This is a genomic window from Achromobacter sp. HZ34 (assembly GCF_002209485.1).
Taxonomy (GTDB): Bacteria; Pseudomonadota; Gammaproteobacteria; order Burkholderiales; family Burkholderiaceae_B; genus Bordetella_C.
On sequence record NZ_NJIX01000009.1, the window covers coordinates 61486 to 85132 of the forward strand.

9 protein-coding genes are annotated in these 23647 nt (G+C 64.7%); 7 read left to right on the plus strand and 2 right to left on the minus strand.

The window, feature by feature from the left end:
• The first annotated feature begins 279 nt into the window (after window positions 1-279).
• Window positions 280-777 carry a ferritin-like domain-containing protein gene (locus CEY05_RS27750; RefSeq protein WP_088600516.1) on the plus strand — a complete coding sequence of 166 codons (498 nt, stop codon included), beginning with the start codon at window positions 280-282 and terminating at the stop codon, window positions 775-777.
• Window positions 778-960: 183 nt separating this feature from the next.
• Here CEY05_RS27750 and CEY05_RS27755 read toward each other — a convergent pair whose 3' ends face one another.
• Both CEY05_RS27755 and CEY05_RS27760 read right to left on the minus strand, forming a co-directional pair.
• Window positions 961-2043: a permease gene (locus CEY05_RS27755; protein ID WP_088600517.1), complete on the minus strand. Its 1083-nt coding sequence runs from the start codon at window positions 2041-2043 to the stop codon at window positions 961-963.
• A 91-nt stretch (window positions 2044-2134) separates the two neighbouring features.
• A complete protein-coding gene (locus CEY05_RS27760; protein ID WP_088600518.1) occupies window positions 2135-3199 on the minus strand; it encodes a suppressor of fused domain protein in 1065 nt (354 codons plus the stop codon).
• Between the two features lie 254 nt (window positions 3200-3453).
• On the opposite strand from CEY05_RS27760, the gene CEY05_RS27765 reads away from it, so the two are divergent.
• The 6 genes from CEY05_RS27765 (at window position 3454) to CEY05_RS27790 (ending at window position 23594) form a co-directional block, all read left to right on the plus strand.
• Window positions 3454-3879 (plus strand): DUF3597 domain-containing protein, encoded by a 426-nt coding sequence (locus CEY05_RS27765; RefSeq protein WP_088600519.1) that lies wholly within the window; start codon window positions 3454-3456, stop codon window positions 3877-3879.
• 39 nt (window positions 3880-3918) lie between these two features.
• Window positions 3919-4482, plus strand: a complete 564-nt coding sequence (locus CEY05_RS27770) for a hypothetical protein (RefSeq protein ID WP_233161742.1) — start codon at window positions 3919-3921, stop codon at window positions 4480-4482.
• Window positions 4483-4707: 225 nt separating this feature from the next.
• Window positions 4708-5781: an alpha/beta fold hydrolase gene (locus tag CEY05_RS27775; RefSeq protein ID WP_088600520.1), complete on the plus strand. Its 1074-nt coding sequence runs from the start codon at window positions 4708-4710 to the stop codon at window positions 5779-5781.
• Window positions 5782-6277: 496 nt separating this feature from the next.
• Window positions 6278-7933: a ShlB/FhaC/HecB family hemolysin secretion/activation protein gene (locus CEY05_RS27780; protein WP_088600521.1), complete on the plus strand. Its 1656-nt coding sequence runs from the start codon at window positions 6278-6280 to the stop codon at window positions 7931-7933.
• A gap of 21 nt (window positions 7934-7954) precedes the next feature.
• Complete coding sequence (locus tag CEY05_RS27785; RefSeq protein ID WP_088600522.1) at window positions 7955-22795, plus strand: filamentous hemagglutinin N-terminal domain-containing protein; 14841 nt, start codon at window positions 7955-7957, stop codon at window positions 22793-22795.
• A gap of 43 nt (window positions 22796-22838) precedes the next feature.
• Window positions 22839-23594, plus strand: a complete 756-nt coding sequence (locus tag CEY05_RS27790; protein WP_088600523.1) for a SapC family protein — start codon at window positions 22839-22841, stop codon at window positions 23592-23594.
• Window positions 23595-23647 lie beyond the last annotated feature (53 nt).

Below are 23647 nucleotides of genomic sequence, written 5' to 3' on the forward strand. Positions count from 1 at the left end.
TCGCCCCGTTAATCGCGCCGATGGAGGCGGCGCAGGTGAGCGATCCAGGGCAATCACCGTGCCATGCATCAGGTGAATCCGATTGCAGTTTGCCGGGGCGGTATGTTTGTTCGCCTCACTACTCTGCCTTACTACTCTTCCGTGATGTACGAATGGGCTCGTGGTGGATGCGGGCATATGTATTGCGCCTGCAGGTGCGCGCTGTCGAGCGCATCGAAACGCGCTTCGATCACCGCAACACGCAACGCATCAACGAACGCTTCAAACGGGAGATTAAGAATGGCGACGAAGACTCTGGAAGACTTGTTCATACACGCACTGTCCGATGTATATAGCGCTGAGAAGCAGTTGACGAAAGCGCTGCCCAAGATGGCGCGGGGGGCTACCAACCCCGAATTGGCTAGTGCTTTCGAAACTCACCTGGAAGAAACCCACGGCCAGATCGAACGCATCGATCAGGTGGTGGCCGCAGAGGGATTGAAACTGAAGCGCATCAAGTGCGCGGCCATGGAAGGACTGGTCGAGGAAGGCGGCGAAGTCATCGAAGAGTTCGAGAAGGGACCGGTGCGGGATGCCGGCCTGATCGCAGCCGCGCAGAAGGTGGAACATTACGAGATCGCCACCTACGGCACACTGTGCGCGCTGGCGAAACACCTGGGCCTGAAGACCGCGGCGAAACTACTCCACGACACCTTGCTGGAAGAGAAGGCGACGGACGAGAAACTGACCAAGTTCGCCCAGGCGGACATCAATTTGGCGGCAAAGGCAGTCAGCTAGTGATGGAATTGGCAGGGGGGCTTGGCCCCCCTTTTTTTTTGTACGTTCGTTTTCCGCGCAGGACGCAGGCCACGTGGGTGGGGGAGGCTTGCGCAGCAATGCCTCCATGACCTGAACATGCAGCGTGGCAGCACAAGCGTACTGATTACAGACGTTCTCTCACTTGGGCGTCGAGCGGATTTTCTAGAACCGCAACCCGATGGCCAGCCCCGCGCCCACCAGCGCCAGCACCAGTACACCGATGATCAGGGTGGCCAGTTCGCGGGGGCGGAAGGAGCGCGCGACCATGGCCAGGGACGGCAGGCTGATGGGTGGCAGCGTCACGAGCAGGGCGGCAGCGGGGCCGGCCGCCATGCCCAGGGACAGCATGGCCTGCACGATGGGCACCTCACCGGCGGTGGGGATGACGAACAGCAGGCCGGCCACGGCAAGGCCGACGATCCACAGCCATTCATTACCGATGCTGGCGTCCACATGGGGGAACAGCCACGCCCGGGCGGCGCCCAGCAGCAGCACCAGGACGATGTATTCCGGAATCAAGCGCAGCGCCATCCGGACGAACAGGCGCAGCCAGCGGGCGAAGGGATGCATGCCGTCGTCGGCCTGGACGTCGGCGTCGGCGGACTGCATGGCCTTGGCCTGCGCTTCGTCGAAGCCGCGAATTTCGCCGTGGCTCATGCGATTGATCAGCCAGCCCAGGCCGAACACCATGACGATGCCCAGGGCCAGCCGCAGCCCCGTCCATTGCCATCCCAGCACGAAGCCCATGAAGACCAGCGTGGCGGGATTGAGCATCGTGTTGCCCAGCCAGAAGGCCACCGTGCTGCCCGGGGCAGCCTGGCAACGGCGCAGGCCAGCCACCACCGGTGCGGCACAACAGGTGCACATCATGCCGGGCACCGACAGCAAGCCGCCCGCGAAGACGCTGCCCAGGCCCGTGCCGCCCAGGGCTCGCACGATCCAGCGGTGTGGCAGCAAGGCCTGCACCGCGGAGCCCAGCAGCAGGCCCAGGACCATGGCCTGCCAGATCGCCTTGCCATAGGCCAGGGCGTAGTTCAGCGCGGCCGTGAACGATGCCGGCGGCGGCGCGGCTTCCGTGCCCATCAGGATGGACGCGCCGATCGAGTGATGCTCGGCTGCCACGAAGGCCCGCTGGTAGTAGGGCGACCATTTCACGTAGAACAGGCCGGCGACAGCCAGCAGCACGAAAACGGCGATGCCTAGCGCGGGATTGACCGCGCGGCGTTGATCGGAGGTTGTGGACATTGTTCGAAGTCGTCGCGGGGGGCAACGTCCTGGCAGGTTCTGGGAATGGGGTCTGGTGGGCGGGATTGTAGTCGTGGCGCGAGTGCCACGCTCAGCCTATCGTCTGCGTGACTTCACCGTTGCGGTCCTTGATCATCGTGGGCAGTACGTCGAAGCGCAGGCCCTTGTAGGACTGGACGTCGTAGCTGCCGCGGCGGGCTTGCAGCAGGGCGGCGATCTCGGTGACGGTGGCCGCTTCCAGTTCGACATGGAGTTCATTGTCCTCCACGCTGGCGGCATTCTTCTGCCCAAGCGTGAACCGCACGCTCATGTTCGGCCCCAGTACGCGGAAGGATCGGTCGAAGGGCAGGCGCAGCGGCAACAGGGCGGTCAGTTCGGACACTTGGCGGGCGCCTATCTCGATGATGACCTGGTCCGCACGCAGCAACCGTTTTTCCTGGCGCCAGGTCAGTTGGTCGGTAAAGATGCTGCCGGTGGCCGAGCCGTCCTCGCGCAAGCCTTGCGCGAGGCGTTCCGGCACGCCGTCGAGCTGCAGCAGCGACGGCCGCGCCAGGTCGGTGATCCACAAGGGCATGCCGGGCTTCAGGGCCTCCAGCAGCTTCAGTACCTTCCACTGCCGGCCAGCATAGGCTTCGTCGTCCGTCAGGCCGATGACCTGCAGGAACTCCATGCGTCCGTTGGGGGTATCGATGGCGGGCAGTTCCGGATCGGCCGTCAGGGCGATGTAGCAAAGCAGGGTGTCTTCTTCTGACGCGATGGGACCGTTGATGGCCATCCAGTCGCCATCGCGAAAGACGTTGCCGGACTGGAACACATAGCGGGCCAGGTTCTGCAGGAAGTTCAGCGCCCACGCCGGCGGCTCCTCGGCGTCGGGCTCGCAACGCAGGCGGAAGGTCAACTCGAAACCGTAGCCGCTGATGTCCGCATCTTCGCTTTCCTTGGCGTAGAGCTCGGATAAGCCATACGTCAGGAAGTGCCAGTGCGGCACGGGGGCCAACCGTTTCCACACGCTGGTGCCGTCCAGCGGATTCGGCCCACCCAGGCGGGCACTGATCACGTTGCCGTAGTGCAGCGGTTCCTGGTCGGGATACAAGGGCTGCATTGCGGCATCGATCGCATTCCAGCCAGGCGAGCCATCGTCTACGTCATGTTCCATGAGTTTTCGGCCTTGTAATACGGTTGGGGGGAAGGCTTGCGATCGGGTACACCCCCAAGGCTTCATCCTTTGCGAGCGTCCGATGGGAGAACGAGGCAGGCCGATGCCAGGCGGCGCGGAAACGATCTGCAACGCTTGTACACCGTCAAGCGGCTGCCGTGTTCAAGAATCGTAACGAGGTGCTTTTGCACGAAATATGGCCAGCCCGCAACGCTACCATTCGCCGTACCGTCCAACGAATGAAGGAGCTTTCCATGGGAATTTTTTCCACGATACTCGCCAAGATATTTCCTTCTGATCATCCCGCTGCCGCCAGCGGCGCCGCCGGGGCAGCAGCCGGCTCGGCGCCGGGCGCTGCGCCTGCATCCGGCGGCGCCCCCGCGGCGGCCTCCGGTGCAGCACCCGCCGCGGCCAACCTGCCGCCGGTGGACGTCGAAGCCATACTCTCGGCCAAACAGGCCAGCAGTGGGCAGCCCCTCAACTGGAGGACTTCCATCGTCGACCTGATGAAACTGCTGGGGCTGGATAGCAGTCTGGCCGCACGCAAGACGCTGGCAGGCGAGCTGGGCTATACGGGCAGCACCGATGACTCGGCCGCCATGAACATCTGGCTGCACAAGGAAGTGATGACCAAGCTGGCCGCCAACGGCGGCAAGGTGCCGGACGATCTGAAGAATTGATCTTCTTCGCTGAACGCACGTCTTTCAAGGAGGCCCATCATGGGTTTCGATCTTGGCAGTCTGCTTTCCCAGTTCGCCAACGCCGCCAACAACGGCAATAAGGCCAATACCACTGCCCCGGCCGGCGACGTGTCCGACCACTTCGACCAGGCCGCGCAGAACGCGCCGGCCGACCTGCTGAGCCAGGGCCTGGCCGCCATGCTGCGTTCCGACCAGACGCCGCCGTTCGCGCAAGCCGCGGCGCAGATGTTCGGCCAGGCCAATCCCGACCAGCAGGCCGGCATGCTGAATCATCTTCTGAGCGGCATCGGGCCGTCGGTGCTGGCATCGCTCATGAGCGGCGCCGCGGGTGGGGGCCTGGCCTCCCTGCTGGGGCAAGCCACCGCGCAGGGAGGCGGCCAGCCCACGGTGACGCCCGCACAGGCTGCCACCGTCACGCCGGATCAAGTGGCGCAGCTGGCCGGCCACGCGGAACAGCAGAACCCGGACATCGTCGAGCATATGAGCGCGTTCTATGCCGAGCACGCCAGCCTGATCAAGACGCTGGGCGGCGCCGCGCTGACGGTGGCCCTGGCGAAGATGGCGGCAACGCACCGGGGTTGAATCCCGCGGCGAAGCCGGCGCCGGAGGTGCAAGCAGAGGGCTTGTGGATCTATCCACGAGCCCTTTTTGTATCGCACTGTACGTGTCCCTGGGACCGACACATACGCAAACCAAGCGGAGGGCGCGCTTCGTTAAAAAGACTCCAACGCCAGATTCATCCGTCCATGCACAGCACTGCTGACGGATGCCGGCGCCCCCACCTACATCTGCCTTGGAGCATGCATCATGTCGAATCTCGTGAATCCCCAGCGCCGCCGTCTGCTCGGCTCGACCTCGGCCCTGGCCGCCCTCGGACTGCTGGTTCCGGCCCTGGGCAGCACGGCCCGCGCTCAGGGCGCGCAGCCTGGCGCCGCCGCCGGGGGCTCGGCGCGCGCCGCCGGCTCCACGTCTTCCAGCACGGGCTCCTTCGGCACAATCCGCCAGATCGACGCCGGCACCTTGAACATCGGCTACGCGGAAGTGGGTCCCGCCAACGGCCCGGTGGCCATTCTGCTGCATGGCTGGCCCTACGACATCCACAGCTTCGTCGACGTCGCGCCGATGCTGGCGGCAGCCGGCTACCGCGTGATCGTCCCTTATCTGCGTGGCTACGGCTCCACGCGCTTCCTGTCGGCGGAGACGCCGCGCAACGGGCAGCAGGCGGTGGTGGCCCTGGACATCATCGCGCTGATGGACGCCTTGAAGATCGACAAGGCCGTGATCGCGGGCTTCGACTGGGGCGCGCGCACGGCCGACATCCTGGCCGCCCTGTGGCCGGAACGCTTTCGCGGCCTGGTGTCGGTAAGCGGTTATCTGATCGGCAGCCAGCAGGCCAATGCCAAGCCGCTGCCGCCGGCCGCCGAGCTGCAATGGTGGTACCAGTTCTATTTCGCCACGGAGCGCGGCGCGCAGGGCTACGCAGCCAATGTGCACGCTTTCAACAAATTGATCTGGCAGCAGGCATCGCCCAAATGGCAGTTCGACGACGCCACCTATGAACGTTCGGCGCGGTCCTTCGACAATCCCGATCATGTAGCGGTGGTGATCCACAACTACCGCTGGCGCCTGGGGCTGGCGCAAGGCGAGCCCCGTTACGACGACTATGAGCGTCGCCTGGCCGCCGCGCCCAAGATCACCATCCCCGCCATCACCATGGAGGGCGACGCCAACGGCGCCGCCCACCCGGCGCCGGCCGCCTACGCCAAGCAGTTCACCAACAAATACCAGCACCGCGATCTCACCGGTGGCATCGGCCACAACCTGCCGCAGGAAGCGCCCAAGGCTTTTGCCGATGCAGTGTTACAGGTGGTGAAACTCTAAGGACGAAAGGGCCTACCGGTTCCGGTTCCGGACGCGTCGGTCGCGGGATTTCAGGTCGATCCTGCTACCGCGCCGTAACGTATCTTGCGTATGGATGAGAAAGCTTCTTTCTTACGGAAGAGGATGGAAGCGCAGATCGGTGAAATAAATTGAAATTAACGAGGGTGTGATGTGCCTGCATTAGTGGTGGGTAAACAACGCATCTGAGCCGTCTTCCCGCAATAAACAGCTCGAAATCACTCTTTATTGGCGGTTTAAGAAAAATTTCCCTGGGGAGCGGGTAGTGATGAGCAGCAATAGACTGTGATCTTCACAATTCAAATGTTTACGAATAAGACATGTATGTGTCAAATAGCGGAGAGTTATTCAAATTGTAAAGCCGCAGCCGCCATCCATGTCGCACCGCAAGAGTTCGTCTTCGCCGTCCCCCCTTTCCCTCCGTTCCGTTCTTCGCCCGGGTTCGTCCCGGGGATCATGCTGGGGTTCTCGAACCGGCATGGCCTTGGCGCTGGCCCTGGCCGCCGGCTCCGTGGCAGCGCAGAATGTGCAGCTGCCTTCCGGCGCTGAAGCCGGACGTCCCTTGCCGCAGCCGGCCATGCCGCTGAGTTCGCCCGGCGTGCCGGCGGTCACCGTGCAGCAGGGCAGCGCCTCGCAGGCCCCCGCGGGCGCGGACAAGCTGAACTTCACGCTGACGGACATGCGCATCGAAGGCGTGACGCGCTATCGCGCCGACGAACTGCAGCCGCTGTACCAGGGCCTGGTCGGCAAGACGATCACCGTGGCCGATGCCTTCAACGTCGCCAACGAGATCGAGCTGCGCTACCGCAATGCAGGCTATGTCACCACGCGCGTCATCGTGCCGGAGCAGACCATCGACGACGGTCGCTTCCGCATCGTGGTGGTGGAAGGCTTCATTTCCGATGTCGTCTATGACGGCGACGTCGGCCCGGCCAAGGCCGCGGTGGAGAAGCTGGTGCGGCGCCTGCGCGGCATGCGTCCGGTCAATGTCGCCGACGTCGAACGCCAACTGCTGCTGGCCAACGACCTGGCGGGGATGACGGTGCGGGCTTCGCTGGAACCCTCGCCCAAGGAAGTGGGCGGTTCGGTGCTGGTGGTACATAGCGAGCGCAAGGCGGTCGACGCGCGCGTGGGCATGGACAACCGCAGCTCGCCTTACCTGGGCTGGAGCGAAGCCACCACCCAGATAAGCCTGAACTCATTCGGCGAGCGCGCCGACCACGCCACGCTGTACGGCAGCCTGGGCTTTCCCGCCTACCGCAGCAAGTCCGTGGGCGGTGCGTACGATATGCTGGTGACCGACACGGGCATGACCTTCGGCTTGACGGCCAACTACGCCAAGAGCGAACCGGGCCGGGAACTGGCCCAGCTCAACGTCGCCAGCGACGTGCAGTCCTACGCGGCCACCGCCACCTACCCCATCATCCGTTCGCGCCTGGAAAACCTGCGTGCGGTGGGCCTGTTCGAGGCGCGCAACGTCACCACCGACATCACCGGCGCGCCGTTCACCAGCGACCGCCTGCGCGTGCTGCGCCTGGGCCTGAGCTACGACCGCACCGATACCTGGAACGGCATCACCGCCGTGCGCGGCACCCTGCACCAGGGCCTGAACACCATGGGCGCCAGCAAGGAAGGCTCGGCACTGGCCTCGCGCGAGAACGGCAAGCCCGACTTCTTCAAGGCCACGGCGGAACTGACGCGCCTGCAGCAGCTGAACGACCGCTTCAGCCTGGTGGCGACCTTCGCCGGCCAGTACAGCGCCAGCCCCTTGCTGGCCAGCGAAGAGTTCGCCCTTGGCGGCCCCAACTTCGCGCGTGGCTACGACGACGGCGAAGTGTCGGCCGACAGCGGCATGGCCGCGTCGCTGGAACTGCGTTATGCCATTTCCTCGGCCACCTTCCTGCCGCATGGCGCGCATGTCTACACCTTCGTCGACGGCGGCCGCATCTATTCGCGTTCGGCCAGCGCCGACGTGACGCGCAGCAAGCTCGCCTCCTTCGGCGGCGGCGTGCGCGCCAACATCACCAAGTCCGTCTATGCCACGTTCGAAGTCGCCAAACCGCTCAGCGACGATGTCCTGACCCAGGGCAACAAGAACCCCCGCATTTTCTTCAGCATTTCGGCCCAGTACTAAGCAGCAGAGACGATACCGATCATGAAGCGCCTTCCCCGTTCCCTCGCTCAACGCAACGTCGTCCTGCCCGTGCGCCGCGCACCTCTTACGCGTCCTGGCGCATTGCCTGCCCTGACCACGCTGGCCGTGGTGATCGGCTCCGTGGTCTCCGGCGGCGCCCAGGCCAACCCGACCGGCGGCACTGTCGCCGCGGGCGCGGCCACGATCACCAACCAGGGCAATGGCACGCTGGACATCAACCAGAGCAGCGGCAAAGCCATCATCAACTGGAAGGGCTTCAGCATCGGCGCCAACGAGACGGTGAATTTCGTCCAGCCGGGCAGCAAGAGCGTGACGCTGAACCGCGTGGTGGGCAACGACCCGTCCGCCATCTTCGGCAAGCTCAATGCCAACGGCACGGTGATGCTGGTCAACCCCAACGGGGTGGTGTTCGGCAAGAGCGCGCGCGTGGACGTGGGCGGCCTGGTGGCCACCACGGCCAACATCCGCGACGAGGACTTCATGGCGGGGCGCCTGAAGTTCAACCAGGCCTCCACCAACGTCAACGCGATGGTGGTCAACGAAGGCCAGATCAGCATCAAGGACAGCGGCCTGGCCGCGCTGGTGGCGCCCGCGGTGAAGAACTCGGGCGTGATCGAAGCCAAGCTGGGCAAGGTGGCCCTGGCGGGTGCGCGCACCTTTACCGTTGACTTCCAGGGCGACGGGCTGCTGAGCTTCGACGCCAGCTCGGTGGTGAAGGATGCGCCCAAGGATGCCAACGGCAAGGCCGTGGGCGCGCTGGTGACCAACACCGGCGTGATCCGCGCCGATGGCGGCACGGTGCTGATGACCGCGCGCGCGGTCAAGGACGTGGTCGACAACGTCATCAACACGGACGGCATCGTCAGCGCCAGGTCGGTGGGTACCAAGAACGGCAAGATCGTGTTGTCGGGCGGCGACGCCGGCACCGTGAACGTGGCCGGGACGGTGGATGCCAGCGGCACCAATGCGGGCGAGCAGGGCGGCAAGGTCGTGGTGACCGGGCAGAACATCAAGGTGGCCAGTGGCGCCGTCATCGACGCATCCGGCGCGGCCGGCGGCGGCGAAGTCGCCCTGGGCAGCCTGGGCGTGGCGCCGGACGACGGTTCGGCGGCCTACAGCAACAAGTCGGCCACCTTGGAAGTGGCCGCCGGCGCGACGCTGAAGGCCGATGCGCTGGACCAGGGCAAGGGCGGCAACGTCACCCTGTGGTCGACCGACAGCACCACGTTCGCCGGCAAGATATCGGCGCGCGGCGGCGCCAATGGCGGCGACGGCGGTTTCGCGGAAGTGTCGGCTGAAAAGAACATCAACCTGACCGGCACGGCCGACTTGCGTGCGCCCAAGGGTAGCGTGGGTACGCTGCTGATCGATCCGGCGACGCTGGAAATCACCGACAGCGCGGATCCCAGTAATTCGGGTAGCGTCATCTCGCGTGGTTGGCTGGAAGCGCAGGCCAGCAGCAGTAACATCACGCTCAGCGCCACCGGGCAGATCACGATCGACGCCATGGCGGCGATCAATCTGAACAACGAGGCCGGCACAACCTTCACCCTGCAGTCGACGACCTCGGGCGGTATCCGCTTCGTCAGTCCGAGCACCGAGATCTCCACGCAAGGCGGCAACATCGTCCTGCAGGCCCTGGGCGTGGGAAGTTCGCTGGACAATATCGGCAGGCTGACCACCAACGGCGGCAGCATCACCCTGCAGGCCTCCGGCAACATCAACCTGGCCAATGCGATCAATGCGGGCAGCGGGGCGGTCAACGTCGCCAGCACCGCGGGTTCGATCTACAACACGGGCGGCGCCAGCCAGTCCTTGGCCGGTGCATCGGTGAAGCTGGATGCGGAAGCGGCGAATGTGGGCGCCGTCGGCACGGCGATCAACACGAATACCAGCGTCCTCGGCATCTCGTCAGGCGGCGATATCGTCGTGGCCAACAGCGGCACGCTGTCTTCGCTGGCAATCAACAGCCGCCATGCGCAGACGGGCAAGGTCAATACTTATGACGTTGCGTCGTCTGGCCTGAGCTTCGATGTTACGGATGGCAGCAGCTATCACCTGAATACCATTACCCAGCCAGGCTTGAATCTGTCGTTCACGGGTGATCGCTCGATCTCGGTCGGTACGGTCAACGTCGGCACCGCCAACACCGGTAATGGCAGCGTGGCGTTGACCTCGACCACCGGCAGCATCAGCGGTGATGCCAGCACGCTGATCTCCGCAGGCAATCTCACGCTGCAGGCCGCTACCGCCATTGGTTCCGCGTCGCAGGCCTTGGCCTCCGAGGCAAATAACCTGACCGCAACCGCGACGGCCGGCGGTATCCACGTCTACAACCATGGCCAGACCAACCTGGGCAATATCAATGCCACGGGTGACGTTTCGGTGCTCTCCACCGGCGCTTTGTACCTGGGCGGTGCCTTCAACGCGGGAGCCAATACAGCGCTCACGTCATTGGCAGGCGACATCAATGCCAGCGCCGATACGCTGATCCGGACCTCGACGTTGACCTTGAACGGCACCGACGCAGGTTTCACGCGGTCATTGCAGACCACTGCCTCGACCATCAATGCGTCCGTGGCCGGTAAGCTGGATGTGGTGTCCAGCGCGGCCGCCCTGAAGGCCGACAACGTCACCAGCCAGTCTGGCGACATCACGATCACCGGCGCGGGCGAACTGCTGGCGAACAACGTCAGTTCCGGCGGCGGCGCGATCAGCCTGAAAGGGCAGTACGTCCTCGTGGGTGGCAACATCAATGCCGGCGCGGGCAGCGTTACGCTGACCAGCGACAGCATCATCGAAAATTTCGACACCAGCAACACCGCGCTGATCACCGGCGCCAAGGTGTTCCTGCTGGCGCCCGTGGCCGCCAACCCGACCAACGGCCAGGCGCCGACCTATACAATCGGTACGGCCGCCAACCAACTGCGCACCGCCGCGGGCGAACTGACCGCCACCGCTGGTTCCATTTACATCAACCAGGTCAGCGGCGCGCTGACGCTGGACAGCCTGAAGGCCTACCAGGACATCACGATCCAGGCGGCGGCCAGCGTGGCCGTCAATCAGGTCGATGCGGGTAGCGGACGCCTGTACATCAACGCGGGCGGTGACATCCTGGCGGCGGTGCCGGCCAATCTGCTGGCGGGCGATAGCGTCGAGCTGTACGCCGCGCAGGGCACGCTGGGCACCAACGCCGGGCACCTGAACACCAATACCGATACGTTGACGCTGACCAGCGGCAAGGACATCTACGTCGACAACAGCGGCAAGTCGCTGGATTCACTGTACATCTACAACTCCCACCAGACCCCGGGGACGCCCAATGTCCTGCAGGTCACGTCGCCCTACCTGTCCTTCAATGTGACGGATGACGGCAGCGTCTACCACTTCAACGACGTCTACAGCTCGGCCCTGTCGTCCTTCGGCTTCCAGGGCGATGAAGGCATGGTGCTGGGCAATATCCGCGTGGGCAGCCAGGCGTCCTTCACCGCGACGCAGGGCAATATCACCGATGACGGCGATGTCAACACGCGCGTCACCGCCTACTACCTGACGCTGGCCGCCAATCAGGGCTACATCGGTACGCTTGCCGACGCCATCGATACGAACTCAGGTTCGCTGACGCTCACCACGCGGGGCAACCTGTATGTGGGCAGCATCACCGATCTGAACCAGCTGTCCGTGACGGCGTTGCACAACGGCAATGACGACGTCTACGACCTGCAGGTCAAGGCGCCCAGCCTGTTGTTCAAGGTGCTGGACAGCACGTCGGGCCACACCCTGGCCGATGTCAGCGACACCAGCGCCCTGAATTTCTCGTTCACCAGCGATCGCGACATCACCGTCGGATCCGTGAACGTGGGAGCCAGCGGCAGCGCCAACCTGACTTCGAACTACGGTTCGATCAAGGACGACGGCGACAAGAGCACGGTGTTGGTGGCCAACTCGGTCAATCTCGATGCCTACGGCTCGATCGGCGCGGAAGGTACCGAGCATCTCGATATCGTCACCGGCAACCTGAGCGCGCAGGCCAATCATGGCGGCATCTACGTGCAGTTGCCCAGCCCTACCGGCTCCAGCAACTACACCGGCACGATCACCCTGGGCGGCATCTACGCCTATGACGGCAGCATCGTCATTGACGCCGTGCAGGGCGACCTGGCGCTGGGCAGCACCGTGAGCAGCAATAACGGCAATGTCACGCTGACGGCTGAGCACGGCTCCATCCTGAATAGCAACGGCTACGGGATGATCACCGCCAAGGGCAACGACATCACCCTGTGGGCGGCGGGCTCGATCGGCGGCGCCGACGTTCCGGTTGAAAGCTACCAGGCACCCGAGCAGGGCCGCCGCAGCATCCTGTTCAATGGCGATGATTTGGCCACGATCCGGGCCACTGCCACGGCCGGCGATATTTACCTGTCGGCCATCGGTACGTCGGACGACATTACGCTGGCCTCGGTCACAGCGGGCAAGCAGGTGCAGTACCAGCAGACCGACGGCGATACGATTGTCGGCACGATCAATGCCGGCACGCAGGTCAGCCTGACCACTGCTGGTTCGATTTTCGATGATGGCGATGTGGGCACGACGATCACGGCTCCCGTGGTGGCCTTGGCCGCTAACGGCGCCATCGGGTCCCTCGGCGAGTCCCTCGGCCTGGCCGCGGCCGATGTCTCGGTGAGCAACGGCGGTGAGTTGGCGCTTGCCAACGAATTGGCTTTCTCCCGCCTGGATATCACGCGCACTGGCGGCGCGGTGACCTCTTACTCGATTACGGGTGCCGGGCAAACCTTCGTGCTGTCGGATGACGGCAGTGCCTACCACCTGTCCTCGATCGACAGCGCCACTGCCTTGGATTTCGGCTTCGCCGGCTACAACAAGGCGATGCTGGTCGGTACGATAGATGCCGGCGCCACCGGTACGGTGCGCTTGTCCACCAACGGCAATATCACCAACGAGGACGAGGCCAATCCTGGCTCCATCACCGCTGCGACGGTGGCGTTGTCCGCGGGGGTGGGTTCCATCGGTAGCGCCAGCATCGTCGAAGACGAGAATGGAGACCCCAGCACGGTGTTTCATCCGATCTCGCTGATCGGCACCAGCGCGCTGACGCTCAGCGCTGCCGGCGATGTGTATGTGGGCAGCGATACGGCACTGACCGGCCTGTCCATCATCAACACCAGCACGGCCAACACCGAGCACGATTGGGCCGTCACCGCGGGAGCCCAGAGCTACACCATTCACGATTTCGGCACGTACCTGTCGTTGATCGCCATCAACGGCGCGGGCGTTCTGAACGATCTCACCGTCTCCGCCAGGAAGGGCCTGCGTACCAACGCGCTGGCAGCGAACGATTCGATTTCGCTGGAAGTGGACGCCGCGGCCGGCATGCAGTCGACCATCGTGCAGTCGACCGGCTCCATCGTCGCGCCCAAGCTGACGTTGACGGTCTTTGGCCAGGACGGCGCCGCGTACATCGGCTCCAGCGGCGCCGCGCTGTCGTTGAACACGACAGATCTCAGCATTGCCACCAACGGCGGGATCAACATCGGCAATAGCGGTACCGCGCTGCAGAACCTGTCGCTGGATTTCTCCGATCGCAAGGTCAACGGCGCCGTCGTAACTTCCACCTATGCCTTTGGTAACCTGGGGTCCGGCAACAGCCTGACGATGAGCTACAGCGGCACGGTGCTGAATGTAGCGGGTACGCTGACCGGCACGAACTTCGACCTGACCACGCTGGGCAGTATTTCGACCGGCACGATCGATACCGGCGCTGGCACGGGCTCCATCTCGCTCACCGCGCTGGGCGACACGACCTTGGGCGTCAATGGGGCCATCAACCAATCCTCGGGTGCCCTGACCAGCGGCACCGTCAACCTTGCCGCGACAGGCAAGGGCGGCAGCGTCGTTGGCATGTCCACCAACACGACCAACCTGAGCGTGGCGTCGTCCGGCTCGGTATCGGTGTCCAATGCGGCAACGCTGGACTCGCTGTCGCTGACGGCCTTGCACGACAGCTCGGTCAGCGGAGGCCAGACCAATTCCTACGTAATCTCGTCCGCCGGGCTGACCTTTTCCCTGACGGACGGCGGGCCGAATGCCGTCTCCGGCATGACGGTCAACAACATCTCGCAGGCCAACGGCCTGCACCTGTCGTTGTCGAGCGATCGCACGCTGACCCTGGGCCATGTCCAGACGGGAGGCAATGGTTCGGTCACGCTGACCACCACGGGCACCATCTACGGTACCCACATCGAGGCTGACAATACGCCGGACGTCATCACCGGCGACCTGACGCTGAACGCGCAGTCCGTGCAGGGCAAGTACCAGGTCAACCCTGCCGTGCCGCTGTACATCAGCGCGAACACGCTGTCATCGGACGTGGACCAGACGCTGTGGGTGTCAAATAACCAGACGCTGACCCTGCTGAACAACAGCGCGGGAACATCGGCCAACGTGACCGTCACCAGCGGTGACATCCTCCAATCGGGTGATGGGCGATTCGTTACGCCTGTCCTGTCCCTGAGCGCCGTGACCGGCTCGATCGGCGCCAACGGCAACGCGGTCCTGACGGATACGCGCCAACTGGCCGCGAGCAGCGGCGGCAACCTTGTGCTGGACAATACATCCGACCTGTACAGGCTGGACCTGACCGATACGCACGCCGCCGGCTTGGGCAACAACTTGCTGCAGGTCACGGCCAAGGGCCTGGACTTCAACGTGACGGACATTGGCAGCTATCTGCTGTCGAACGTCATGGACAATTCGGGCCTGGATTTCCTGTTCAACGGTGACCGCACGGTGCTTGTTGGCCAACTGGACACGGGGCCGGCGCAGTCGCTCACATTGACCAGCGGCGGCTCCATCATCAATGCAGACAGCGCTGCCCACATCACCGCGGGCCAGGTGCAACTGGTCGCGGGCGGCAGCATTGGCGCGGCCGGCGATGTCATCGACACCAATACCCGTTCGCTGGGACTGACGGCGGGGCGGGATATCAATTCGCACAACGATGTCGACCTCTCGACGTTGTCTATCATCAGCACCGCGGTTTCCAATTTTCCCACCGTCTACGACATCACCGCACCTGAACTGACGTTCGTGGTCGGTGACGACGGCAGTAAATATACGCTGGGCAAAGTCCAGGACGACACCGGCCTCAATTTCTCGTTCAAGTCGCAACGCAGTCAGCAGGTGGGCAGCATCGACGTGCTGCCCACCGGCACCGTCAGCCTAAGCACGGCCGGCGACATTACGGCAGGTAACGGCAATGGCGCCGCGAACATCACCGCGGGTGAAGTGACGCTGTACACCTTCGGATCGAATGGCGATATCGGCGCGTCGGGCAATGCGCTGACACTGTCGACGGCGCAGCTGAATGTGGACAACTCGGGTGATGTCTTCGTCTCCGATCAACTGCACCTTGACGCCCTGACCGTCGACGCCCGTGGTGCGTCCGCGCGTACCTATGGCATCGACTGGGCGTCGCGCACCAGCGCCGATCCCGAGACGTTCGACGTCACGGACGACGGCACCAGGATGGTGGTGAACAACATCACCGACACCGGCGGTATTGCCCTGGGCCTGTCCAGCGACCGTGGCATCCAGGTCGGTATCATCAACGTGGGCCTGGACAATGTCAGCCTGACGGCGCTGAACAGTTCGCTGACGGACGATGGCAGCAATAGCACCAAAATCGATGCGGCCGGCCTGACCCTTTCGGGCGATACGGCCATCGGCGCCATCGGCAACGCCATCGATACGAACGTCGATACGGTCAGCGCATATTCGCGTGACGGCGGTGTCTCGTTGGCGTTGAACAGCAACACCACGATGACCAGCTTCGGCGCGCATGGCGACAGCTCGCTGACGAACAACGCGGGCGACATCTCCCTGGGTTCCGTCGATGTGGATCACCACACATTCACGCTGGACAACCTGGGCGGCTCGATCCTGAGCGGCACCATCAACAATGCCACCGCGATCAACCTGACCGCCGCGGGTTCCATTGGCAACGTCAGCGCCATCAAGGTTGCGTCGAACACGCAGGAAACGACCACAGTCAGCCTGCAGGCCGCGGCCAACGGCAGCGGCGCGGACGGCAGCATCGCCTTGACCGGCGATTACAGCCTGGTCGTCGCGAACGCCCAGGCGGACGGCGACATCACGCTGACCTCGGGCAATGGCGGCACGGGCAGCGGCGACCTGACCGTGAACACGATCTCGTCCGCCAGCGGCGATGTGACGTTGACGGCGCAGCGCGGCAACATTCTCGGTACCAGTTCGGCGAACCAGATCGCCGGCGACAGCATCACGTTGACCGCTGCCGGCAGTAGCGGCACGGCTTCCATCGGCAGCAGCGGCGTCGCACTGAATGTCAGCACCGATACGCTGGCGCTGAATAATTCCGGCAGCTTCTACGTCAATGACAGCATGGACCTCGCCAAGCTGTCGATCGACCGCACGGCGAGTGGCAGCATCGGCAGTTCCGGAACGATGTCGCTGTCAGCCAGCGGCCTGACGTTCTCGGCCACGGACAACGGCACCAGCACGCTGACCAACGTCGCGGACGCCACGGGGCTGGACTTCAGCTACACGACGCAGGGCAGCATCAGTGTCGGCACCATCGACGCGGGCACTGGCTCGGTCGCGCTGACCGCCGGCCGGGGCACTACGGGTTCCGCCAGTATCACGGCGGGGAGTGGCTCGATCATTACGGCGCATGACCTGAGCCTGACCGCGGGCAGTTCCGCCAACAGCACCATCGGCACGACGAGTCAGGTGATGCAGATCCAGGTCGATAATCTCACCGCGTCGGCGGGGGGTGACATCTCGGTCTTGCAGACGGGTACGCTCAACTTGGCCAGTGTCAACGCGGGCGGAGACCTGAATGCGTGGTCGATAGGTGGCGACCTCTTGATCGGCCAGGTCCGCAATGGCGCGAACAAGACGCTGTACCTGTCGGCGGCGGGGGGCAGCATATTGTCGAACGGCGGCTCGATTACCACTTCCGGGACTGGGTCGATCACGCTGTATGCTCGGGACGGCATCGGTTCGGACACGGATGCGCTGCAATTGTCGGCGGGCTCGAAGCAGGTGTCGGCAGCCGTGACGGGTACCGGTTCGCTGTATCTCGACATTGTCGATTCCCTGACCGGTGGCTTGAGCACACAGGTCCAGAACGGTTCGACCAACGTCACGTCAGCGGGTGCAATCAAGCTGTCGGGCATGACATCCATCACCGATGCCGCAGGCAACGATATCAAGGTCACCGCTGCTTCAGGTGACATCAGCGTTGGCATGCTCACCGCCGGTTCGTCAAACTCGGGAATTTCCCTCAATGCCACTAACGGGTCCATCCTGGACGCCAGCAGTGCGGTCTACGCTTACCGCGTCACGTTGAACGCAAGCGGTAACGTCGGGTCTTCAGGGGCTCGCATCAGCGTCGGCAGCCCGCGCGTCGAAGCGAACAGCACGAACGGTTCGGTCTATCTGGCTGCGGGAGCCGGCAGCATTCTGTCCTCCGTTTCTGGCGCCGTCGTGGATGTGCAAGCAGCCGGCAATCTGCAGGTAGCCAACGCGCAGGCCACGAGCAGCATCAATATCCAGAGCGTATCGCCGTCGGCCAGCGTCCTGGTAGCCGGAAATATCGATGCAGGGACCGGTACCGTACAGCTGAACTTCAACACCACCGGCGGCAGCATCATTGATGACGGTAATGCAGCCACGCGCATCATCGGTAGCTCAGTGTCGTTGCAAGCTTACGCCGGCATCGGCGGCGCCGCCCCCGGCGACGACAAGACAGTGCAGACCACGACCGCATCGCTCTCCGCGAGTACGGTTTCAGGCAATGTCTACATAAATGATGGCCGTGCCGCGGGAGTCGATCTGCATCAAATTAGCACCGGCAACGGGGCCATTGCGATCAAAACCGCAGGCGACACGGTCGCCACGAGTCTGATCACGAACACCGCGAACGCCAGCAATACCGTTGCCATCGACGCGGGCGGTGACCTGAAGGTTGTCTACATCGGCGCCGGCTACACAGCGGGCGTCGGTGCAGGCGATGTGACCTTGAACGCCGCTGGGGATATCACCGGTACGAACAGTACCCAGATCTACGGCAATACGCTGAATGCGACGGCAGGCGGCAACATCGGCGCTATCGGCGAGACGGCCATGACCAATGGCGGTGCGCTGATCACTGCCGTCTCACATCTGGGCGACTTGACCACGCAGGCCGCTGGCGTGATCGCGATCGACAACCGTAGCACCAGTGCGCTTTCGGTGGGCACCAACACCAATCCTGGCGCCGGCGGCACGCTGAGCATCAAGACCCTGGGCGACATGGATGCCAGCTCTGGCGTCGTCAACGGCTTGCAGACGTTGCTGCTGTCTTCGGGCGGCACGTTGACGCTGCCCGAAGCCGGCTTGAACGTCGTGGGTAGCGCCACGCTGAAGGGCACGACCGACGTCGTGGCTGATGGCGCCGCGCCGCGCACCATCGATGTGACGGCCGGCAGTCTGACCTTCACGAGCGGTGCCGCGGGTGGCGACACCACGTTGACGACACAGGTCGCCACGCTGGATGCCAAGCTGACCAATACGTCCAGCGCCGCCAACCTGACAGTGGCCAACACCGGCGATCTGGACGCCACGCTGCGCACCGGCAATGGCGATATCTCGGTTACCAACACCGGCGACCTGACCGCTACCAATGTGCAAGCGGCGGGCAACATCGGCCTGTCCGCCACCGGCTCGGTCGATGCGGTATCGGTGACGGCAACCGGCGCGGAACGAACCGTGTCGGTAACGTCGGATACCGGCGCCATCGGCGTCGGCACCATCGACGCCGGCAGCACCGACGGCCAGATCGACCTGACCGCCACGGCCGGCAAGATCGCCAACCTGGGCAGCGGCAACAGCCTGACCGCCTACGGCCTGACCCTGACGGCGCGCGACGGCGTCGGCAGCATCGACTCGCCGCTGAACATCGCGGTGCGCGAAGTCACGGGTTCGGTCACCGGCACGGGCGGGCTCTTCCTGTCCGGCGGCAGCAACCTGACGCTGAATGACCTGACCACCAACAACGGCGATATCGGCATCACCACGACGGGCAACCTGATGGTCGACGCCGGCAAGGACCTGGTCGCCGGCAACGGCGGCAACGTCGCGCTGACGTCCACGGGCGGTGACGTGTCCATCAACAAGGACATCGTCGCGACCGACATGGGCAGCCTGACGGTGACCGGCAGCCAGATCACCGCGCAGAACGTCACGACGGACGGCGCACAGGTCTACAACGGCGACGTGCAGCTCGTGGGCAACCTGGAGGGCGGTTCGATAACAGTCCAGGGCGATATCGACCTGAACGGCGCGGCCTTGCCTGGAGGCCTGCGCACACTGACCGCCACCGACGGCGATATCCTGGTGGCTGGCACCATTGAGGGCGGTGGCCTGGCGGCTACGCTCGACGCCGGCACGGGTTCGGTCTCGGTGTACGGCGCGTCGTCCAACCTGGACAGCCTGGTGGTCACCGGCGCAGGCAACTACGTTGCCAGCGTCACGACCTTGGGTGCGCAGACCTATAACGGCGCGACCACGCTGGCCGGCCAGTACAACACCTCCGACGCGGCCTTCACCGTCAACGGCGACGCCACGCTGGCCGCGGGTGTCAGCGTGAACACGCAGTCCGGCACCGGCAGCGCCGGCGCCAATGTGCTGTTCGCGGGCAATGTGGTCGGCGAATTCGACCGGGCCTATGGCCTGAGCATCGACGCCGGCCTGGGCGACGTCACGTTCGACGGCATGCTCGGCGAGCATGTCCCGACGACGACCTTCGGTGTCATTCGCACCCCCATCGTTCCGGGCGATGGCCGCCTGGGCGCGGTGGCCGTGAACACCGCCGGCGCGACGACCTTCAACGACAAGGTGTACGCCGCGTCGGTGACCACCGACGATCCGGGTACCCTGGCCTTGAACGGCAGCCTGGTCGACACGACGGGCAACCAATACTTCGGCGAGCTGGCGGTACTCGGTACCAACGTCACGCTGAAGGGTGGCGTGGTGACCCTGAACCAGGGCGCCGACGCCAGCACGGCGGGCGGGCAGTCGTTGACGATAGACGGCGAAGCGCAACTGCTGGACGCCATGGGAGCCGGCAAGGCCCTGGCCGCGCTGACCGTCACGGGACCGGCCGGCATCTCCACGTCCACGGTCAACACCACCGGCGCGCAGTCCTACCAAGGTGGCGTCACGTTCGATCAGGACCTGAATCTGACGACCACCGGCGGTGGCGTGAGCTTCGGCGGCACGGTCGACGGCGCACATGCCCTGACCATCACCGCGCAGGGGGGCAACGTTGCCTTCGGCGGCGCGGTGGGCGGCGGCACGGTATTGACTTCGCTTGACGTCAACAACACCGGCACCGTGGCGTTGAACGGTGGTTCCATCCAAACCACCGACAACCAGAACTACAACGGCCATGTGACGCTGGGTGCCAATACGGTCCTGACCGGCGACGAAGTGCACCTGAACAATGGCGCGGATGGCGCGCACGCGCTGTCCATCGTCGGCCGCGGCATCATCACGGGCGCGGTGGGCGCACAGCAGGCGCTGTCCAGCCTGACGGTCAGCGGCAATACGATCCTGTACCAGGGCAGCATCGCCACGACGGGGGACCAGACGTATCAGGGGCGGTTCCTGCTGCGCGGCGACCAGCAGCTGTCCACGCAGGGCGGCGACGTGTCGTTCACCAGCTCGGTCAGTGGCAACGACAACCTGAGCATCGCGGCGCATGGCGGTGATGTCGATTTCGCGGCCGGCGTGGGTGTCGGTGGCGACGTAGATCCGATCAAGGCGCTGACGGTCGATACGTCCGGCACCACCCATATCGGTGGCGCGGTGCGCGCGGCGTCGGTGACGACGCTGGGCAAGGGCACCGTCATGCTGGATATCGGTGATGTGGTCACGACCGGCGCGCAAAGCTATGACAGCCGCGTCGTGCTGGGTCAGGACACGGTGCTCAAGGGCACCCAGGTCGCGCTGCTCGATGGCGGCGACGGCGCGCATGCCCTCACCATCGACGGCAACGCGACCCTGGGCGGCAGCCTTGGCGCCAACCAGGCCTTGACGACCCTGGCGGTCAAGGGCACGACGGCTTTCAACGACGGCAGCATCACCACCACGGGCAACCAGCATTACGTGGGTGCGGCCACCACGGTGGGTAACCAGACCCTGGCCAGCCGCACGGGCAATGTCCTGTTCGATGGCGCCGTGGACGGTGCCACCGCCGGTAGCGGTGGCCTGGCTGTGCAGGCGGGCGGCGACGTCACCTTCGCCGGTGCGATCGGCGCCACGACGCGTGCCGGCAACCTGTCGGTGACCGCGGGCAACGCCACGCATTTCGCCGGTGCCATCCGCGCCGCCTCGCTGACGACCGGCGCGTCCGGTACGCTGGCGCTGGATGCTGGCTCGGTCGATACCACGGGCAACCAACGCTACGGCCAGCATCTGGTCCTGAGCATGGACACCACGCTGACCGGCGCCAATGTGGCGCTGCTGGCGGGCGTCGATGCGGCCCAGGCCGGTACGCAGGCCTTGCATATCGCCGGCAACGCGGCCATCACGGGCAATGTGGGCGGTTCCGCCACGCTGCGCAATCTGGCCATCGACGGCACGACCGCGATGAATGCCGGCACGGTGCAGACCGTGGGCGACCAGACCTACGGCGGCGCGGTGGCCCTCGGTGGCGATCGCACGCTGGGCAGCAGCACGGGTTCTGTCGTCTTCGGCAGCACGCTCGATGGCGCAGGCAGCAACCTGACGATCTCCGCGGGACACAACATCAGCGCCGGTGGTGACGTCACCAACGTTGCGGGCCTGACCCTGCGTGCCGTCGATACCGTCGTGTTCAACGGCGCCGTCAGTGCCTATCGCGTGCAGCAGCTGGAGGCCCAGTCGGCCACCTACCGCGGCAAGCTGACGGCCACGGGTCCGGATGGCATCGATCTGACGGGTGGCAGCTTTACCTTCGGTGGCGATGTCAGCGCCGATGCGGGGGCCATCAAGATTGCCGGCACCAACCCTGCGGGTTCGGTGAACTTCGCGGCCGGCTCCACGGTGCGTGCTGCCACCAGCTTCACGCAAGGCGGCGCTGCCACGATGCTGCTGCCGGCCAATCTGATTGCCCGCGATTCGGTCTCGCTTGGCACGGTGGGCCAGATCCAGGGCAACAGCCTGGCCATCACCACGCAGGGCGACATCACCGCGCTGGGGCTGTACGGTCCGCAAGCCAGGGCCACGCTGACGCTGGCTGCGCCCAGCCTGGCCAACCCGGCCGGCGGCAAGCTGACCATAGGCCTGAACGACGCCGATGCGACCCACAAGCTGAACGTGGGCGTGCTGGCGGTGCCCACGGCGGGCTCGGCCCAGGTCTACGGTTCGATCGGTGGCCGTACCGGTGCGGTGGCGGCGGCCTTCGTCACCAGCCCGCTGGCAGGCGCGCCGTGGTTCATGAACGATACCCCGTGGGGCCCGAACGACATCGTGCAGCGTGTGACCGCCAGCACGGCGCCGATCTGGGTCGAGCCGAGCAAGCCGGGCGTGGATTCGCTGTTCCGTGGTACGGTGTCGAATAACGCCTACGGACCGGACCCACTTGGCGCCTATGCCGACCCGCAGGTACTCAGGGTTTCGTTTGCTGAAATCACGGCTGGGCAAACGCCTGGTGGTTTGAACAATGGGTTGAATGCGCCCGCCAGCGATCCCGCGGTGCTGCAGACGCCCGACTCGACGTCCAACCAGGACCAGGATGACGACAAGTCGTCTTCCTGACCTGACCCGAACGGCGCTTAACCAGATTTTTGGATTTTGAGTAATGACTACAAACTCTTCGACGAATTCGCTTCCGCTGTTTTACGTTGAACCGCGTCCGCTGAACGCCAACCTGCACGCCAATCTGTCGCTGGCCGGCGACAAGGGCTTCACGTACGCGGCCAAGACCAATGCCGTGCCCCTGGTGGCGACGGAATTGCCGACGGCCTGCCGCCATTTCCCCATCGTCTTCACCGACGGCCCGCAGCCGGCGCCGGTGGCGGTGCTGGGTGTGCGCGCCGGTGAGAACCTGTTCGTCGACGCTGACGGCAAGTGGCGTGAAGGGACGTACATTCCGGCGTACATCCGCCGTTATCCCTTCATCTTCACGGAGAACGCCGATCGCAGCCAGTTCACGCTGTGCGTGGACGAAGCGGCCGATGCCGTGGTGGAAGGGCGCGCCAACCCCTTCTTCGACGAAGCGGGCCAACCCACCGCCCTGGCCCGCAGTGCGCTGGATTTCTGCCGTGATTACCAGAACCAGCACGCCTTCACCACCGAGTTCGCCGCGGCCCTGGCCGAAGCGGACCTGCTGGTCGAGAACCGCGCCGACATCACCCTGGCCGACGGGCAACGCCTGGCGCTGTCCGGTTTCAAGGTGGTGGACGAAGCCAAGTTCAACAAGCTGCCCGACGAAACCTTCCTGCGCTGGCGCGCGCACGGCTGGCTGCCGCTGGTTTACTGCCACCTGCTGTCGATCAACACCTGGCCGGCGCTGATCAATCAGCTGCAGCCGGCAGGCGAGGGCGCCGCGAAATAAGCGGGAATTTCCGCAAAGAGGGCGGCGCGCAGCGCCGCTCGTGCGACATACAA

Bases quoted from the DNA above. Each gene is read 5' to 3' on its own strand.
- CEY05_RS27790 (WP_088600523.1), top strand. From the start codon at position 22,839: ATGACTACAAACTCTTCGACGAATTCGCTTCCGCTGTTTTACGTTGAA.
- CEY05_RS27765 (WP_088600519.1), top strand. From the start codon at position 3,454: ATGGGAATTTTTTCCACGATACTCGCCAAGATATTTCCTTCTGATCAT.
- CEY05_RS27755 (WP_088600517.1), bottom strand. From the start codon at position 2,043: ATGTCCACAACCTCCGATCAACGCCGCGCGGTCAATCCCGCGCTAGGC.
- CEY05_RS27775 (WP_088600520.1), top strand. From the start codon at position 4,708: ATGTCGAATCTCGTGAATCCCCAGCGCCGCCGTCTGCTCGGCTCGACC.
- CEY05_RS27780 (WP_088600521.1), top strand. From the start codon at position 6,278: ATGGCCTTGGCGCTGGCCCTGGCCGCCGGCTCCGTGGCAGCGCAGAAT.
- CEY05_RS27770 (WP_233161742.1), top strand. From the start codon at position 3,919: ATGGGTTTCGATCTTGGCAGTCTGCTTTCCCAGTTCGCCAACGCCGCC.
- CEY05_RS27785 (WP_088600522.1), top strand. From the start codon at position 7,955: ATGAAGCGCCTTCCCCGTTCCCTCGCTCAACGCAACGTCGTCCTGCCC.
- CEY05_RS27760 (WP_088600518.1), bottom strand. From the start codon at position 3,199: ATGGAACATGACGTAGACGATGGCTCGCCTGGCTGGAATGCGATCGAT.
- CEY05_RS27750 (WP_088600516.1), top strand. From the start codon at position 280: ATGGCGACGAAGACTCTGGAAGACTTGTTCATACACGCACTGTCCGAT.